The following is a 17,267-nucleotide window of genomic DNA, read 5'->3' on the forward strand; positions in this document are numbered from 1 at the left end:
CTTTAGGTAGAGCCTTTTAAATACTGCATTAATGAAAGAAGTTTAAATAATAACTAGAGTTACTTCTCTGCCATTGCATTGGCAATGTCCCAACATAAACGAGCCGCTAGGCGTGCCGTTTGGCTATCGACATCATAATTTGGGTTGTACTCGGCAATATCTGCCAGCATCAACTTGTTTTTACAATGAAGAATACGCTCTAAGAATGGCGCAATCGTATCGTAACTCACGCCACGAGCAGCTGGCGCACTCACACCAGGAGCCGTTGCCGCTGGAAATACGTCCAAGTCAATCGTCAGATACAGGTAATCACAATCGTCGATAAAATGCTGCAGTTGCGTCAGATGGTAGCTGAGGTTCAAATAACTAAGCTGATGATCTTCTACGTACCACACATTTAAGTCATCCGCTTTTTGGAATAGAGCCTGAGTATTGCTGCTGCGACTCACCCCTAAACACGCATAGTGGAATGCCCAGTCATTGCGCTGGCAAAAGTGATGAATTTGATTAAATGGAGTACCGGAGCTTGGCTTCACATCGGCTACCTGGCTTTCGAAAGCACGCAGATCGAAGTGCGCGTCGAAATTGATAATGCCAATTTTCGGCTTTTTATCCGGATGATGTGACTTAAAGTACTCCGCAAGTCCGGAAAATGAGGCCCACGCGATTTCGTGTCCGCCGCCCAACACAATGACTGGCGTGTGGGGAAGTGCTTGCGCAATGGCACTTGCACAACGAGCCTGACTTTCTTCCAACAAATCGTCTTCACATACCACCGTTCCGAGATCGTAAATTGGGGCATCTTTGTGCCAAGCAAGATTTGCCAGTGCTCGACGGATTAAATCAGGCGATTTCTTCGCTCCGACGCGGCCTTTGTTTCTTGCTACGCCAGCATCGGTAGCAAAGCCTAATATTGAAACGCCTTGCGCCACTTTTTCCAGCTCGTGAGCTGGCTGATGTTGGACAACATGGTGGATACGTTGGCCAAGCTTACCATCTTCGGCATCATGACGACCTTGCCAGTGAAATAGCGGATTATGTAGATCGGATTGAGACATCTTAAAGGCCTCCATGTGCAATGTATTCACCATTTACTATACGACCTACCAGACGTTTTGCACCGACTTGGTAGCTAAGGTCTGCTGGATGGTCGATATCCCAAATCGAGAAATCGGCATCAAAGCCAACTTTTATCGCTCCTCGAGACTCTTCGTAGCCCAATGCTTTTGCCGCATGTTGGGTTGCACCTCGTAGTGCTTCTTGAGGCGTCAGACGGAATAGGGTACACGCCATGTTCATCATCAGGGTCATATCGGAAAATGGTGATGTACCTGGGTTAACATCAGTTGCGATCGCCATCGGTACGTGATGCTTTCTCAGTAATTCAATCGGTGGCAGTTGCGTTTCACGTAAAAAGTAGAACGCACCAGGCAGTAAGGTTGCGACCGTGTCTGATTTTGAAAGCGCGATAACACCTTCTTCATCGAGGAACTCAATATGATCGGCAGAGAGGCCGTTATACTGTGCAGTAAGCGCGGTGCCACCAAGGTTAGATAACTGTTCTGTGTGGCCTTTTACTTTTAAGCCGTGTTGTTTTGCTGTGGCAAACACTTTTTCTGTCTGCTCTAGGTTAAAGCCGATAGATTCACAAAAAACATCGACGCTGGTGGCGAGCTTTTCTTCTGCAACGAGTGGGATGATGTCCTGACAAATATGTTCAATATAGTCATCCGCGCGACCAGCAAACTCTGGTGGTAGTGCATGCGCAGCAAGCAGCGTAGTAGTTATCTTAACCTTTCGTTCTTGCTCCAGCGCTTTTGCGGCACGCAACATTTTGAGTTCGTCATTGAGTGTTAACCCGTAGCCTGATTTCACTTCTATTGAAGTCACGCCACTAGCGAGCAGCCCGTCTAAACGAGGGAGTGCGAGTTCGACGAGTTGCTCCTCAGTGGCCGCTCTTGTTGCTTTTACTGTCGAGAGAATACCACCGCCTTGTTGAGCGATCTCCTGATACGGCACACCGTTTAAACGCATCTCGAATTCGTTCGCGCGATTGCCTGCATAAACAAGGTGAGTATGGCAATCAATCAAACCCGGCATCATCAGTTTGCCTTGCAGATCGAAACTTTGAGGGTAGAGCTGTGGATCTAGCTGTGACTCGATCTGAGGATCGTCCTCACCAAAGGCACGAGTACTGATGGCGACGATTTTCCCAGATTGAATCCCGACACGCGCAGGTGATGTAGGCAGATATCCTGCTTCCCCTTGCGTCATAGTGACCAGACGCGCATTTTCAATCAGCAAGTCCATTTTTATATCCTATTTGGTTTGTAGTTTTAAATGTATATACAAATATGTATAACAAGAAAGTATCGATGACAAGATTGATGTTGTAAAGGTGTGATCGAAGAGTAGGAGGATTGTTATTCCCACTCGTTTAAATCAGTACTTTGGAACTCAGTTTGTATTTATTCCCTGGATGGTAAAGTAAAGCCGTGCTGACCAATTTATCCTGGCTCCAGGTTCTTCGGTTTAGGAGAAGACAAGGCTCGTTAGATGACATATTGAGATCAAGCTTTATGCGGTTGTCAGGAACGATAGCCTCCACAGTGTGTTCGATGGCACTGAGCGGGCAGTTGTCTGACAAAAACTGATTAGGCGTGATATGAGTAAAGTCTTGGTCCAGGTAGCTTGGCGCATATTGGCTGTTGACCCAGCGCAGTTCCAACTGAATTGGCGTGCTGTCTTCGTAGTGGATAATTTCACTGTAGAATACGGTGGTGCCCAGCATCACGCCAAGTTTTGTTGCGATGGTCGCATCGGCTTTAATCGCGACCTGTTTTAGAACCTTGCTGCGATACTCACGGCCGCGGTCCCTCACTTCTGCAGCAATATTGCGGATGTCTAGCAATGGTGACTCCGATTTCTCAACCGGATCACAGACAAATGTGCCAAGCCGCGGGCGACGTTGAAGTCTGCCTTCATTCACGAGATCTCGAATCGCCTTGTTCACGGTCATTCTACTGACTTCAAATTGTTCCGTTAATTCGAACTCGGTTGCGATACGTTGTCCGGTCATCCACTCTCCGGTTTCAATTTTATCGAGGATAAATTGCTTAATTTGCATGTAGAGTGGCGCAGACATAATGAGCTCCTTTAATTGACTATACAAATAGTGCTCAATTTAAGGAAAAATAGCAAACAGTTCTCTCCAACGGGTATCAATATGGCTGGATTAGTCACAGCATTGCGTGAGCGACTCTGATGATGAATGTTGGAGCCGCGTGGTTATTTTTCATCGATAAGGGAAATAGCCCGTATTCTTGTTGTCTATACCCAAATAACCTCGAGATGCTTGGTTCAGCGAGAATGACTTGGCTTTCAGACGCGGCAACGATTTGAAGATCTAGTGGTACTAAATCAAAAATCGTTAACAAAGGCTGTGAGTCAAGACAACTCGCCCTTCGGGAGCGTGTCACTGACACAATTTCTGCGTCAAATAACTTGGAAAGAGCTTGCTATTCCGCTTCATTATTTTCCTTGAACTAGTATCAGTGACAACGCTCTGAATCCTGCATCTTGAAGTCATTTGGGTATATAACTTGAAGCGCACGAAGCAATTGTGTAAATAGGTCACAATCAAAATAAAAATGATAGAGACGTAAGGGAAGAAATGTTTAAAAAGTTAAAAGCATCATTAGGTATTGGTTCGGCAAAAGTGGATACCATTTTGGACGAGATGAGTGTTTACCAGGGTTCAACGCTTACAGGGTATGTCCAAATTATTGGTGGCGATGTAGAACAGCGCATTGACGCAATCACCATTAAACTGAATACGGAAATGAAAGTAGAAGTGGATGACAGCGTCAGATATGAGACGTTTACGCTTGATCAGCTGAAAGCTGTTGAGCCTTTTGTGATTCAGGCCAATGAAGAAAAGCAAGTTCCGTTTCAGTTGAAGTTACATGATGAAACACCCATTACTCTGGTCAACGCGTTAAAAAATCAGTGCCACGTTTGGTTAGAAACAACCTTAGATATTGACTTCGCGATGGACCCGCGTGACCGCGACTATATTGAAGTTAAGCCACTGCCAGTGGTATCACGAGTCATTCAGTCGATCGAACAAGCCGGATTTTCAATGGTGAAAGCGGATGTTGAAAAAGGTTTCTTGCGCGGCGGTTCTTTCTCTTCTCGCTCAGGTATCTATCAGGAATTGGAGTTCCGTAATAATGGCTTCATTACTTCGAAAGAAATTGAACTTTCCTTCATTTTAGACGGGCAAGTCATCCACTGTTTAGCAGAAATCGACCGTTCGCTCAGCTTGTCTGGCGACCAGTATCGTTCATTTACTTTGCCGATCAGTGCGACAGATGCTCAAGTCGCCGCAGCGATTGCTCCAACTTTAAGTTTATAATTGGATCAGCTGTCTGATCCCGGCCTAAATAAGTACCGATAGCCAATCGTAAATGCGATATCGGTACTGTTGTCCATGTTTCCCACATTCTCTATAGCGATGAGCTCCAAAGCAGAGTTTTGCATTAGGTAGCGATAGCCAACTTTAATCTCTTTGGCAGCATCGGCAAATTCGTCCGGGCCTGCAGCTGAACCTTGGTACCAGTGGTACTCAATGATCATATGGTGATTTTCGGCAAGGGAGTAACGATAGCCTGCTGAAATTGCAGCCGTGTTCTTTCGATAGGGTAAGTTGAGCATTGCACGGTCGTCAGGACGAAAGGTCATTCCTATCATTGAATAAATGGCATGGTCGCTATTCAGATAGCTATAGTTGACCTGAAAACCTTGTTCAAAACTGCTTCCTTTAAAAGTGCCGTGAGTAACCTTGTCGTAATAAAGGCTGCCACCAAGCGACAGGCCATGCTGTTTGCTTTGAAATATCTGGTATTGGACGTAAGTGGAAATATTATTGGCGATGGTTTCTCTGCTAAAGTCGTCCTCAAAAACGCCGTATTGGGGCATTGATATGTAAGAGCGACCTTTGCCAACTTCGTCTCGTCCATTTTGATCGATACTAAATAAATCATGGAATTTTCTCGTAAGACCATCCAGATGGTTATCGGCTTCAAATACCCAGCGATAGTTGAGTTCCCACTGCCAGCGGCTGCTGATTTGCCATTTTCCACCAACCTCGACCTGATTATGGTAATAATCCAAAGCGTACTCATCCGTATGAGCCCAGACACTGGCTATTGTGGCTGATGCATAACCTTCAATGTAATCCGAAGGCAAACTAAATCCTGAGCGTAAGTAATTAGTGTGGCTAACCGATTGTATCGGTGATTGAGCGTAGGCGCGGAGCGGGCCATAAAAGTCATTGGCGGCCAATGCAGGGGTTGAGAAACATACAACAGTGCAAAATAGGGTAGGATGCCATCTCATTTTGATCATATGAATACCTAAACGGAAATGACTCATTAATGTAAATATAGTGTTAAATTTCCATTCTGGTTTCCGATTTTTATTTTCTTTTCTTTGTGTTAACCATTTTTGCTTGTGTTTAGCGACCGAAGGGTGAAGATTAAATGACAGAGTAAATCGCTCTTTGCATTCTAATTGTGAGCTAGGTACAATCTGCTCTTCCGATAATGGTCCGGTATTCGTATTACCGAGAGACCTTCATCGAATTCAACTATTTTCCAACAAATAGCTTCTAAATTTGAATAACATGTGTTGCTTGGTATGCAACACCACTGTAAAGGACATAGCATGCCTATTATTACTCTTCCTGACGGCAGTCAGCGTCTATTTGACAACCCAGTATCTACAATGGAAGTTGCGCAATCGATCGGTCCTGGTCTTGCAAAAGCAACTATCGCTGGTCGTGTTAACGGTAACCGTGTTGATGCGTGTGACCTAATTGAAGAAGACGCAAGCCTTGAGATCATCACAGTAAAAGATGAAGTCGACGGTCTGGAAATCGTTCGTCACTCATGTGCGCACCTTCTTGGTCACGCTCTAAAGCAGCTTTACCCACAAGCTAAAATGGCGATCGGTCCAACCATCGATAGCGGCTTCTACTACGACATCGACTTAGACGAGTCTCTAACGCAAGAAGATCTTGAGAAGATTGAAAAGCGTATGAAAGAACTGGCGAAGACCAAGTACGAAGTTGTTAAGAAAAAAGTAAGCTGGCAGGAAGCGCGTGATACGTTTGAATCACGTGGCGAACCATACAAGGTGGAAATCCTAGACGAAAACGTATCTCGTGATGATCGTCCAGGTCTTTACCACCATGAAGAATACATCGACATGTGTCGTGGCCCTCACGTTCCTAACATGGGCTTCTGTCAACATTTCACGCTATTGAATGTTGCGGGTGCTTACTGGCGTGGTAACAGCGACAACAAAATGCTTCAGCGTATTTACGGCACGGCTTTCCACGATAAGAAAGCACTTAAGGCTCACCTAACTCGCCTTGAAGAAGCTGCGAAGCGTGACCACCGTAAAATCGGTAAGCAACTAGACCTGTTCCACATGCAGCAAGAAGCACCGGGTATGGTGTTCTGGCATCACAATGGCTGGTCTATCTTCCGTGATCTAGAAGTGTTCGTTCGTGACAAACTAAACGAGTACGACTATCAGGAAGTAAAAGGCCCACTGATGATGGACCGTGTTCTTTGGGAACGCTCTGGTCACTGGGACAAATACGCAGATGCGATGTTCACAACTTCTTCTGAGAACCGTGAATACGCAATCAAGCCAATGAACTGTCCAGGTCACGTTCAGATCTTTAACCAAGGTCTAAAATCGTACCGTGATCTACCACTACGTATGGCAGAGTTCGGCTCATGTCACCGTAACGAACCATCTGGCGCACTACACGGCATCATGCGTGTACGTGGCTTTACTCAGGATGACGCTCACATCTTCTGTACTGAGAGCCAAATCCAAGAGGAAGTAACAAGCTGTATTAAGATGGTTTACGATACGTACCAAACATTTGGTTTCGACAACATCGTAGTGAAACTGTCTACTCGTCCAGAAAAACGTGTAGGTTCTGATGAAATCTGGGATCAATCTGAAGAAGCATTGAAACTTTCTCTAGAATCAATGGAAATTCCATACGAGATTCAAGAAGGCGAGGGTGCATTCTACGGTCCTAAGATTGAATTCACGCTATACGACTGTCTAGATCGTGCATGGCAGTGTGGTACGGTTCAGTTAGACTTCAACCTACCTGGTCGCTTAGGTGCAACTTATGTAGGTGAAAACAACGAACGTCTAGTTCCGGTAATGATTCACCGTGCAATTCTAGGTTCCCTAGAACGTTTCATCGGTATCCTTATCGAAGAATATGCTGGTTTCTTCCCAACTTGGTTGGCACCAGAACAGGCTGTTCTTATGAATATTACTGATAAACAGTCAGATTATGTTCAAGAAGTAGTACAAAAATTACAAAAAAGTGGAATTAGAGCTAAAGCGGACTTGAGAAATGAGAAGATTGGCTTTAAAATCCGCGAACACACTTTGAAGCGTGTACCGTATATGCTTGTCGTTGGTGACCAAGAAATGGAAGCTGGCGAAATTGCAGTGCGTACTCGTAAAGGTAAAGATCTCGGTAAATTTAAGGTGGATGATTTTATCTCTTACATCCAAGACGAGATTTCAAGCCGTAAGCTCAATCTGGAGGAATAAGCTATTAAAGGCGGAAGACGCGGCCAACAGCCGGTAAAACAAAACCCACACCGTTTAAACGGTGAAATTCGTGGCGTTCGTGAAGTTCGACTAACAGGCGCTGACGGTGAATCAGTTGGTGTTGTATCGATCCAAGAAGCGATTGCTGCTGCTGAAGAAGCAGGTATGGATCTTGTTGAGATTAGTCCTAACGCTGAGCCGCCAGTTTGTCGTGTGATGGACTACGGTAAATTCCTCTTTGAAAAGAGCAAGGCTGCGAAAGAGCAGAAGAAGAAGCAAAAGCAGATTCAGATCAAGGAAGTAAAATTCCGACCTGGAACTGATATTGGAGACTACCAGGTAAAACTACGCAACCTGGTGCGTTTCCTAGAAGAAGGCAACAAGGTGAAGGTAACAATTCGCTTCCGTGGCCGTGAGATGGCACACCAAGACATCGGTGTCGACGTTCTAAACCGCTTGAAAGAAGATACTGCAGAACTAGCTGTAGTTGAATCTTTCCCTAGCCGTATTGAAGGTCGTCAGATGATCATGGTGCTAGCCCCTAAAAAGAAGTAATTAACGGCTCATAAAGTAATTAAAACCTAGCCGATTCCCTTTGATAGAAGGTTAGCGGTTGGGTTTTGTTCGCCCTAATTACATTGTTTATTAAACTACTACAATGCGGAGTTATTCATCATGCCTAAGATGAAAACCAACAAAGGTGCTGCTAAGCGTTTCAAGAAAACTGCTGGTGGTATTAAGTACAAGCACGCTACAAAACGTCACATCCTGACTAAGCGTACTACTAAGAACAAGCGTCAACTACGTCCAAATGCAATCCTTCCTAAATGTGAAGTGGCTGCAGTAATCCGTATGTTGCCATACGCTTAATTCTTTATAGTTATCAATCGTTTAGTTTAGGAGAAGCATAATGCCTCGCGTAAAACGTGGTGTACAAGCTCGTGCACGTCATAAGAAAGTTCTAAAACAAGCTAAAGGTTACTACGGTGCGCGTTCACGTGTTTACCGCGTAGCTTTCCAAGCAGTTACTAAAGCTGGTCAATACGCTTACCGTGACCGTCGCGCTAAGAAACGTCAATTCCGTCAACTTTGGATTGCACGTATCAATGCGGCATCTCGTCAAAATGGTCTATCTTACAGCCGTTTCATCAACGGTCTTAAGAAAGCATCTATCGAGATCGACCGTAAGATCCTTGCGGACATCGCAGTATTCGACAAAGCTGCATTTGCAGTTCTAGTTGAAAAAGCGAAAGCTGCTCTTTAATTAGCAGTTTAGGTTTAAGAAAAGGAGAGCATTAGCTCTCCTTTTTTATTGCCTCTAAAAGCCAATCCCTCATATTTCTCTCAATTCCCTTATCTCTACTGCTCTTATCGTCTCTCCAGCTGTCATACCATACTTGTCTGTGAGCAGGTGAAAGCCATTACTCAGTCCAACTGCTAAGTTCTACGCTTGCCATAGTAGGTTAATCCAATTCGATGATGGTTTTACCAAAGTCCACGGTTTTAATGTCGTAAAGGGGAGGGGCCGCGGGCAATTTCCCCTAGATTGATAAATTGTATTTTACTGCACATCGTGTGAATTATTATTCATTTTTTGTTTTGGGTGGGTAAAGTGTAACATTCTGAAATGGTATAATTTCTATGGTGTAACATTCTGAAGTTTATGAACGGAATGTTGTAAGTGTCTAAATAAATGCTGAATTTATTTGTTTTTATTATCAATAAGATTTGTTGGGAATAATGAAATCAACAGCATTTTTCAATGCGCCATTTGTCATGCGAATGTAAGGGGCGGTATATTAATTCATATTTTTATGATAAAAATATGAACTATTCACTAGCTGAGTGATTCTAAGTTGTTACAAATGTTGTGCAGCTGTAACTTTGCCAAAAAGGAATCGTAGATGAGAGATTTGACTCCCGAGTATTTGCTAGCCGCTTTAAGACAAGCGATTAAGACAAAAGGGCTAACATATCGAGAGCTATCTGAAAAAATGGGCATGCCGTTGTCCACTTTTAAAAGACATTTAACCAGTACCAACCTGGCTCTAGATAAATTACTCGAATACTGCAGAGCCATTGATTGCACGTTAGATGAACTGCAAAAGCTAGCAGACCAGCTTCAAGGTGAAGACGAAGACTACTTCAGCCGCACTCAAGATGAAGTGTTTTTCCAATACCCACACCTTTACGACTTTTATCGTGAGTTAAGGATGCTACGTGGTAAAGACGGTTACTCTATTTTGAAGAAAAAGTATGAGCTGTCTAAACAGAGCATGTCTGATTATCTCAAGGCTCTTGAGCTGTTGGATCTCGTCTATGTTGATGAAGAGAACAATATTACCCTGCATGGTCCGCTTTTTTACAGCTATGCTGAGAACTCGAAGCTTAACGATAAATACACAGAAATCATTAAAAAGCAGGCCATTGCCGCTGAGAACTGTGTCCGTGTCGCTTTGGCAAGGATGAAGATTACAGAAGAGCAGCTTTTACAGCTTGAAGACATCGTCGCCAAGACAGTGCTTGATTTCCATTCAAAGAATGTTGTCGCAGAGAACTATGACGTTTCGGATTTCACCAACATCGTCGTATTGGCTGGCCCGCATCAGCCTGTCACATTCTCTGATGGCATTACTGAGACAAACACGCATTTTATTGACGACATTCGCTATGCGATTGCATCCGCGGGTGAAAAACCGAGTTTATCTATTTAACTATTCTTCGCTTGTTGGTATCTCTACTATTTCTTAAACCATGGGATGTCTGAAATAGACATTGGTTTGAAATAGTAGCGGTATCTTGCTGCAGCTTCGAAATACTCTCGCTGTGAATGTTTACGGTTTCCCTTTGATTAGTTGTTCTTTGTGAAAATCACGTATTGTTCGAGTTTCATTTTCCGTAATCAACTCAGATGAATTCGGCTCAATTTAATAACAACACTGCTTTTTTTGCGTTTTTGTGTTCTTTTTATTCAATAACCTCTTCTTTTCGTAATTCAATTTGGCATTGGTGTCTGGTTTGGCTACTATGTACAGCTATCAAAAAACCAATCACTCCCTTATGGATACTACCAACAGGTAGATGAGGAAACGATGCAACATCTAGAAGAGATCATTGCTAGCGCAAGCACTGCAATTGAAGCTGCCGAATCGCTAGTCGCACTTGATGAAGTGCGTGTTCAGTATCTAGGTAAGAAAGGTGAGCTAACTGCTCAGCTTCAAAGCCTAGGCAAACTACCACCAGAAGAGCGCCGTGAAGCTGGTCAAGAGATCAACAAAGCGAAAGGTGCCGTTCAGCAAGCAATCGCTGCTCGCAAAGACGCGCTACAACGCGCCGAGCTTGAAGCAAAACTTGCTGCTGAAACCATCGACGTAACCCTGCCAGGTCGTCGTATTGAAAATGGTGGTCTACACCCAGTAACTCGCACTGTAGAACGTATTGAGAAGTTCTTTGGCGAACTTGGTTTTAACACTGAGTCTGGTCCAGAGATCGAAGATGCATTCCACAACTTCGATGCGCTAAACATTGCCGCTGATCACCCAGCGCGTACTGATCACGATACTTTCTTCTTCAACCCAGATTTGATGCTTCGTACTCACACGTCAGGCGTACAGATCCGTACGATGGAAAATGGTAAACCACCATTCCGTTTCATCGCTCCGGGCCGTGTATACCGTAACGACTACGACCAAACGCATACGCCAATGTTCCACCAAGTGGAAGGTATGCTGGTTGATGAGAACGTAAACTTTGCTCAGCTGAAAGGCATTCTGCACGATTTCCTATGTAACTTCTTCGAAGAGGAAGTAGAAGTACGTTTCCGTCCATCTTACTTCCCATTCACTGAGCCTTCAGCAGAAGTAGACGTGAAAGGTAAAAACGGCAAATGGCTAGAAGTTCTAGGCTGCGGTATGGTTCACCCGAACGTACTACGTAGCGTAGGCATCGATCCTGAAAAATACTCTGGTTTCGCATTCGGTATGGGTGTTGAGCGTCTGACGATGCTTCGTTACGGCGTGAACGACCTGCGTGCGTTCTTCGAGAACGATCTTCGTTTCCTAAAACAGTTCAAGTAATCCAGAGGGTTCATTAACATGAAATTCAGCGAATCATGGCTTCGTGAGTGGGTAAACCCTGCGGTTACTACTGACGAGCTAACTCACCAAATTACAATGGCCGGCCTTGAGGTAGACGACGTTCTTCCTGTAGCAGGTTCATTCACTGGCGTTAAAGTTGGTCACGTTGTTGAATGTGGTCAACACCCAGATGCAGACAAACTACGCGTAACTAAAATCGATGTGGGCGAAGAAGAACTTCTGGACATCGTTTGTGGTGCGCCTAACTGTCGTCAAGGCCTAAAAGTTGCAGTTGCAACAGTAGGCGCAGTGCTTCCTGGTGATTTCAAAATCAAGAAAGCAAAATTACGTGGTCAGCCATCTCACGGCATGCTTTGTTCATTCACTGAACTAGGTATCGACGTAGAATCAGACGGCATCATGGAACTGGCAGAAGACGCAGTTATCGGCACTGATTTCCGCGAATTCCTAGGTCTAAACGACGTAACGGTAGACGTAGACTTAACAGCAAACCGCGCTGACTGTTTCAGCATCCGTGGTATGGCTCGTGAAGTAGGCGTACTTAACCGCGCTGATGTAACTGAACCTGCAGTAGTAGCCGTTGCTGCTTCTATTGAAGATACAGTATCTATCGACGTAAAAGCGCCAGCAGCGTGTCCACGTTACATGGGCCGTGTGGTTAAGAACGTAAACGTTCAAGCTGAAACTCCACTTTGGATGCAAGAAAAACTGCGTCGTTGTGGTATTCGCTCTATCGACCCTGTAGTAGACATCACGAACTACGTACTGCTTGAGCAAGGCCAACCAATGCACGCGTTCGACCTGGCGAAGATCGAAGGCGGCATCGTTGTTCGTCTGGCTGAGCAAGGCGAGAAGCTAACACTTCTTGACGGTAGCGAAGCAGAGCTAAACGCAGATACTTTAGTTGTCGCTGACCACAACAAAGCACTCGCTATTGCTGGTATCTTTGGTGGCGAAGGTTCTGGTGTAACATCAGAAACTAAAGACGTGCTACTTGAGTGTGCGTTCTTTGCACCTGACCACATCCGTGGTCGCGCGCGTAGCTACGGTCTGCATACTGATTCTTCAATGCGTTATGAACGTGGTGTGGATTACGCACTTCAAGCAAGCGCAATGGAGCGTGCAACAGCACTTCTTGTTGAAATCTGTGGCGGTGAAGTGGCTCCTGTTGTTGCGGTTGAGTCTGAAGCTGACCTGCCTAAGCCAAACAAAGTAGAACTACGTCGCGCGAAGCTAGACAACCTACTAGGTCACCACATCGAAGATGCTGACGTTGTAGAAATCCTAGAGCGTCTTGGTCTAACGGTTGAAGCTTCTGTTCTTGAAAACGGTGAAGCAGGTTGGGTTGCTATTGCTCCAACATGGCGTTTCGATATCGCTATCGAGCAGGATCTGATTGAAGAAGTTGGCCGAATCTACGGTTACGACAACATTCCAAACCAGCACCCAGCGGCAGCGCTTAAGATGCACAACCACGTTGAAGCGGATCTTCCACTGAAACGCGTTCGTGATCTTCTTGTTGACCGTGGTTACCACGAAGCAATTACTTACAGCTTCGTCGAGCCTGAGCAACAAAAACTGGTCGTTCCGGGTGTTGAGCCGCTAGTGCTTCCAAACCCAATTTCAGCAGATATGTCAGCAATGCGTCTTGGTCTTATCCAAGGTCTGTTGAACACGGTTGTTCACAACCAGAAACGTCAACAGCCACGCGTTCGTCTATTCGAATACGGTCTGCGTTTCATCCCATGTGAATCTGCTGAAAACGGTATGCGTCAAGAGCCTATGCTAGCAGGTGTTATCGCTGGTACTCGTAGCGAAGAGCACTGGGACATCGAGACTAACACAGTTGATTTCTTTGATCTTAAAGGTGATCTAGAAGCGATTCTTGAGCTTTCTGCTAACGAAAAAGCGTACTCTTTCGCAGCAGCGAAGCACCCAGCACTTCACCCAGGTCAATCTGCAGCAATCATCGTAGATGGCAAAGAAGTAGGTGTAATCGGTACGGTTCACCCAGAGCTTGAGCGTAAGTTTGGTCTAAACGGCCGCACTATCGTATTCGAAATCGAATGGTCTGCAATTAACGCTAAAGTGATTCCAGAAGCAGTCGCGCTTTCTAAGTTCCCTTCAAACCGTCGTGATATCGCGGTAGTAGTGGATGACGCAATTGCTTCAGGTGACATTGTTAATGCTTGCCTAGAGCAGGGTGGCGAATTCCTGAAAGATGCGAAACTATTCGACGTTTACGTAGGTAAAGGCGTTGAAGAAGGTAAGAAGAGCCTTGCAATCGCTCTGACTCTACAATCAGTAGAGCGCACGCTTGAAGATGCAGACATCGCGGGTGCGGTAGAAGCTATCGTTGCTCACGTATCTGAGAAGTTTGGTGCAACTCTACGTGACTAAGCGTATCGCAACTCTTCTCTAATTAGAGTGTTTAAAAACCCTGCCAACTTGGCAGGGTTTTTTTATACTTTCAGTCAGTAAATCAAAATAAGCGAGCATGACAAATAAGGAACGTTCCCAACTGACAGTGAAGATAATGGGGTTTAATGGACTTTATCGGGTCTAAAAACAAGACCTACCTCAACTATGGCTACTTAAAATATGTGGAAAACTAGGAAATTAATTGTGGCTATGCTAATTTTGCAAACGTTCCCAATTTAACTGTTTAGGTAAACTGATGTCTTTAGCACCATACTTTGATGTTTGTGGCGGTATTGAAAATATCACCCGTACTCTGCTTACAGAAAAAGACCTTATGATAGAAGTCCGGGATAAGCGTCTGGTTCAGGATTCTGAACTGATAAAAGCCCGAGATCAGATTCAGGGAGAGACTCAGTTAACATTCTCCCGTCCAGAGAGCTTGAGCGCAGAGGTGTTGCTCAAAGTGGGGGATGATATTGCGGCCGAGCAATCTAAACGTTTTTCTACTTTACAGCAGCCTGTGGAGTGCGAATATCGCCCATCCTGGCATATCTCTCCACCGCAGGGGTTGCTCAATGATCCCAACGGGTTTATCTATCATGGTGGTGCTTATCACCTGTTCTACCAATGGTTTCCCTATGGCTGTGAACACAAGGACAAACATTGGGTGCACCTAACGAGCCAAGACTTGGTTGAGTGGGAGTGGCAATCCGTCGCTTTGACGCCTTCACTTTGGTGTGATAGCCACGGTGTGTTTTCTGGACACGCATTAAGTCAGGGGAAAGAGTTGATGCTGTTCTACACCGGGAATACCCGCATAGGACAAGAGCGGGACAGACAAACGACCCAATGTTTAGCGACCTCTAGCGATGGTTTGAACTTTACCAAGCATGGCCCTGTCATTGACGCTCTGCCACCGAATGTCACCCCACATATTCGAGATCCAAAAGTTGTTCGTCATAACGATAAGTGGCTAATGCTGCTCGGTGCACAGACAACAGAGCTGAAAGGGCGTCTGGCTATTTACCAGTCTGAAGATCTGTACCAATGGGTGTTCGTTGGTTTATTTGGTGAAGAGATGGGTGATTTTGGCTACATGTGGGAATGCCCGGATTTGTTTACATTGAACGAACAATTGTTTGTCGTTATTGGCCCACAGGGTATTCCTTCATTCTCTGAACACAACACCATTCCTCATCATAATGGAATTGTGAAAGCGCAATGGGTTGATGGTGATGGCTTGAGAATGGGTGACTTTCAGCATTTAGACTACGGTTTTGATTTTTACGCACCGCAAAGTATGCAAACTCCAGATGGCAGACGTGTAATGTGTGGCTGGATGGGGTTGCCCGACGAAGTGGATCAGCCAAGCACCGATAACGGTTGGGTACACCAGCTCACTGCGATGAGAGAGCTGTCGTATCGGGATGGTGCTTTATACCAGTGGCCTATTCTGGAAATGGAGTCTTTGATTGAGTCTTCTTCTGAGATCAAATTGGATGCGAATGGCGTGGATGTTGGGACTAAGTCCTTTGATCTGACGGTTACTTTAGATTGGGGCGACGAACTGAATCTATTTGAAAACTCCGTGCAGAAATTCGTATTACGAGCGGATGAAGAAAACCGACGTCTGATAATGGATCGTTCACAAACACTTAATCGTGCCCAAGATACGATTCGTGAGCTGCCAGTGGCGAGTGAACGTATTGAACTTCGTATTCTTGCCGATAATTCTTCGCTTGAAGTGTTCGTTAACGGTGGTGCAGCGGTAATGACGTCGCGTGTATTCACGGATAAAGATGCGACGAAAATTTCGATTCAAGGCGAAGAGAAAACAGCGACATTCCGCCGTTATAAACCGATGAAAGCGCCTTTTAGTCAAAGCTAGAAATGGTTGCAAAAAATCCCCGCACTTGCGGGGATTTTTCTATTGGCAGATTGTTTCTTTAATCTAGATGTAAGCGATGAGGGCATCCTGAGTTGGTAATGCTGTCATTGCGCCTTTTTGAGTTGTGGCTAACGCGCCGCAACCATTCGCCCATGTCACCGCGGCGTGAATAACTTCTTTATTCGCCCATTCAGTATGCTGAGCTAATTTCGCCAGCAAACCACCGACAAACGCATCGCCAGCACCCGTCGTATCGACTGGTTTTACAGCTTGACCAGCAATCAACTTTTGCTCTCCTTCAAAGACGGTCAGTGCGCCTTTCGCACATTGAGTGATTAAGACGAGAGTATTATTGTAAACTTTGACCGCTTCTAAGCCTTCTTCTAAAGAGCTGGTATCGGTTAAGAAAAGTAGCTCATCGTCTGAAAACTTGACGACATCTGCCAGTTCTATGGCTTGGTGAACCACAGGTTTCAGTTGCTCTGGATTCGCCCACACCTCCTCTCGAAGGTTAGGATCAAAGCTAACAAAGCCACCGGCTTGTTTAACGTCTCGCATTGCTTTTAGAGTACTGCTGCGGCTTGGCTCGTTTGCCAGAGCGATGGAACACACATGCAGCCAGTCTCCCTTCGTGAAAGAAGGAATGTCTGTAGGAAGCAAGAACTGATCAGCACTTGGTTTGACCATAAAGGTAAAGCTACGCTCACCAGAATCATCCAGATCTACAATGACAGTAGACGTTCGTTGTGCCTCGTCAAGCAACATAAAATCGGTATTGACGGATTCGTTGGTCAACGTTTCCTTCATAAAGCGACCTAAAGGATCAAGCCCCACACGGCCAAAAAATGCAGCCGCGCCGCCCAATCGTGCGATAGCAACTGCGACATTAGCAGGTGCGCCGCCAGGACATTTCAAATATGTGTCGTTGGCATCCGGAATCAAATCAACCACGGCATCACCAGTCACCCAAATCGTACTCATCATTCTTACCTTAAACCTCTTAATTTCACTGAGAGTATTTTTAGCTAAAACGATTTAGCTAATCAATGGAAATTGACTTATTAGAAGCAAAAATGATCCTGATTGTGATCTACGCCGCGAGTCGACAAAGCAGCCTTAGTCCCAAGATACTAAAAGTGATGGTTTTCGACGTTTTCATCGGTATGATGACCGCCGATGTGTCGAATCCAAATAGCCAGAGCGAA

At 45.1% G+C, this 17,267-nt stretch carries 14 protein-coding genes; 9 read left to right on the top strand and 5 right to left on the bottom strand.

Annotated features, from left to right (window positions below):
- Positions 1–59: 59 nt before the first annotated feature.
- The 3 genes from hutG to hutC form a co-directional block, all read right to left on the bottom strand.
- On the bottom strand, positions 60–1,058 hold the full coding sequence (gene hutG / locus DBX26_RS06150) for a formimidoylglutamase (protein WP_118118265.1): 999 nt from the start codon (positions 1,056–1,058) through the stop codon (positions 60–62).
- Between the two features lies 1 nt (position 1,059).
- Positions 1,060–2,310, bottom strand: a complete 1,251-nt coding sequence (hutI, locus tag DBX26_RS06155) for an imidazolonepropionase (RefSeq protein ID WP_118118267.1) — start codon at positions 2,308–2,310, stop codon at positions 1,060–1,062.
- A gap of 127 nt (positions 2,311–2,437) precedes the next feature.
- Positions 2,438–3,145: a histidine utilization repressor gene (gene hutC, locus DBX26_RS06160; RefSeq protein WP_020333030.1), complete on the bottom strand. Its 708-nt coding sequence runs from the start codon at positions 3,143–3,145 to the stop codon at positions 2,438–2,440.
- A gap of 528 nt (positions 3,146–3,673) precedes the next feature.
- On the opposite strand from hutC, the gene DBX26_RS06165 reads away from it, so the two are divergent.
- Entirely contained in the window at positions 3,674–4,417 is a 744-nt protein-coding gene (locus tag DBX26_RS06165) for a sporulation protein (protein WP_065302246.1), read from the top strand.
- A 5-nt stretch (positions 4,418–4,422) separates the two neighbouring features.
- Here DBX26_RS06165 and DBX26_RS06170 read toward each other — a convergent pair whose 3' ends face one another.
- Positions 4,423–5,409, bottom strand: a complete 987-nt coding sequence (locus tag DBX26_RS06170) for a DUF3187 family protein (RefSeq protein ID WP_118118269.1) — start codon at positions 5,407–5,409, stop codon at positions 4,423–4,425.
- Between the two features lie 318 nt (positions 5,410–5,727).
- Here DBX26_RS06170 and thrS point away from each other — a divergent pair, with 318 nt between their 5' ends.
- The 8 genes from thrS (at position 5,728) to DBX26_RS06210 (ending at position 16,062) form a co-directional block, all read left to right on the top strand.
- A complete protein-coding gene (gene thrS, locus DBX26_RS06175; protein ID WP_118118271.1) occupies positions 5,728–7,656 on the top strand; it encodes a threonine--tRNA ligase in 1,929 nt (642 codons plus the stop codon).
- A gap of 3 nt (positions 7,657–7,659) precedes the next feature.
- Positions 7,660–8,211, top strand: coding sequence for a translation initiation factor IF-3 (infC, locus tag DBX26_RS06180; RefSeq protein ID WP_076633413.1), 552 nt, complete (start codon positions 7,660–7,662; stop codon positions 8,209–8,211).
- A 120-nt stretch (positions 8,212–8,331) separates the two neighbouring features.
- Entirely contained in the window at positions 8,332–8,526 is a 195-nt protein-coding gene (rpmI, locus tag DBX26_RS06185) for a 50S ribosomal protein L35 (protein ID WP_005377932.1), read from the top strand.
- Between the two features lie 40 nt (positions 8,527–8,566).
- Positions 8,567–8,920: a 50S ribosomal protein L20 gene (rplT, locus tag DBX26_RS06190; RefSeq protein WP_004727974.1), complete on the top strand. Its 354-nt coding sequence runs from the start codon at positions 8,567–8,569 to the stop codon at positions 8,918–8,920.
- A 640-nt stretch (positions 8,921–9,560) separates the two neighbouring features.
- Positions 9,561–10,370, top strand: a complete 810-nt coding sequence (locus DBX26_RS06195) for a helix-turn-helix domain-containing protein (RefSeq protein WP_020333032.1) — start codon at positions 9,561–9,563, stop codon at positions 10,368–10,370.
- A gap of 378 nt (positions 10,371–10,748) precedes the next feature.
- A complete protein-coding gene (gene pheS / locus DBX26_RS06200; RefSeq protein WP_014231614.1) occupies positions 10,749–11,732 on the top strand; it encodes a phenylalanine--tRNA ligase subunit alpha in 984 nt (327 codons plus the stop codon).
- Positions 11,733–11,750: 18 nt separating this feature from the next.
- Complete coding sequence (gene pheT, locus DBX26_RS06205) at positions 11,751–14,153, top strand: phenylalanine--tRNA ligase subunit beta (protein ID WP_118118273.1); 2,403 nt, start codon at positions 11,751–11,753, stop codon at positions 14,151–14,153.
- A gap of 277 nt (positions 14,154–14,430) precedes the next feature.
- Positions 14,431–16,062 carry a glycoside hydrolase family 32 protein gene (locus DBX26_RS06210; protein WP_118118275.1) on the top strand — a complete coding sequence of 544 codons (1,632 nt, stop codon included), beginning with the start codon at positions 14,431–14,433 and terminating at the stop codon, positions 16,060–16,062.
- A gap of 63 nt (positions 16,063–16,125) precedes the next feature.
- Here the strand turns inward: DBX26_RS06210 and DBX26_RS06215 are convergent, their stop codons facing one another.
- Entirely contained in the window at positions 16,126–17,043 is a 918-nt protein-coding gene (locus tag DBX26_RS06215) for an aminoimidazole riboside kinase (protein ID WP_118118277.1), read from the bottom strand.
- Between the last annotated feature and the right edge of the window lie 224 nt (positions 17,044–17,267).

Origin of the sequence: Vibrio sp. dhg (assembly GCF_003443775.1) — a bacterium.
GTDB classification, from domain to species: Bacteria; Pseudomonadota; Gammaproteobacteria; order Enterobacterales; family Vibrionaceae; genus Vibrio; species Vibrio natriegens.

Coding starts and splice junctions, on each gene's coding strand:
- rpmI (WP_005377932.1), top strand. CDS start 8,332: ATGCCTAAGATGAAAACCAACAAAGGTGCTGCTAAGCGTTTCAAGAAA.
- hutG (WP_118118265.1), bottom strand. CDS start 1,058: ATGTCTCAATCCGATCTACATAATCCGCTATTTCACTGGCAAGGTCGT.
- DBX26_RS06210 (WP_118118275.1), top strand. CDS start 14,431: ATGTCTTTAGCACCATACTTTGATGTTTGTGGCGGTATTGAAAATATC.
- hutC (WP_020333030.1), bottom strand. CDS start 3,145: ATGTCTGCGCCACTCTACATGCAAATTAAGCAATTTATCCTCGATAAA.
- rplT (WP_004727974.1), top strand. CDS start 8,567: ATGCCTCGCGTAAAACGTGGTGTACAAGCTCGTGCACGTCATAAGAAA.
- DBX26_RS06215 (WP_118118277.1), bottom strand. CDS start 17,043: ATGAGTACGATTTGGGTGACTGGTGATGCCGTGGTTGATTTGATTCCG.
- pheT (WP_118118273.1), top strand. CDS start 11,751: ATGAAATTCAGCGAATCATGGCTTCGTGAGTGGGTAAACCCTGCGGTT.
- DBX26_RS06170 (WP_118118269.1), bottom strand. CDS start 5,409: ATGATCAAAATGAGATGGCATCCTACCCTATTTTGCACTGTTGTATGT.
- pheS (WP_014231614.1), top strand. CDS start 10,749: ATGCAACATCTAGAAGAGATCATTGCTAGCGCAAGCACTGCAATTGAA.
- DBX26_RS06165 (WP_065302246.1), top strand. CDS start 3,674: ATGTTTAAAAAGTTAAAAGCATCATTAGGTATTGGTTCGGCAAAAGTG.
- thrS (WP_118118271.1), top strand. CDS start 5,728: ATGCCTATTATTACTCTTCCTGACGGCAGTCAGCGTCTATTTGACAAC.
- DBX26_RS06195 (WP_020333032.1), top strand. CDS start 9,561: ATGAGAGATTTGACTCCCGAGTATTTGCTAGCCGCTTTAAGACAAGCG.
- hutI (WP_118118267.1), bottom strand. CDS start 2,310: ATGGACTTGCTGATTGAAAATGCGCGTCTGGTCACTATGACGCAAGGG.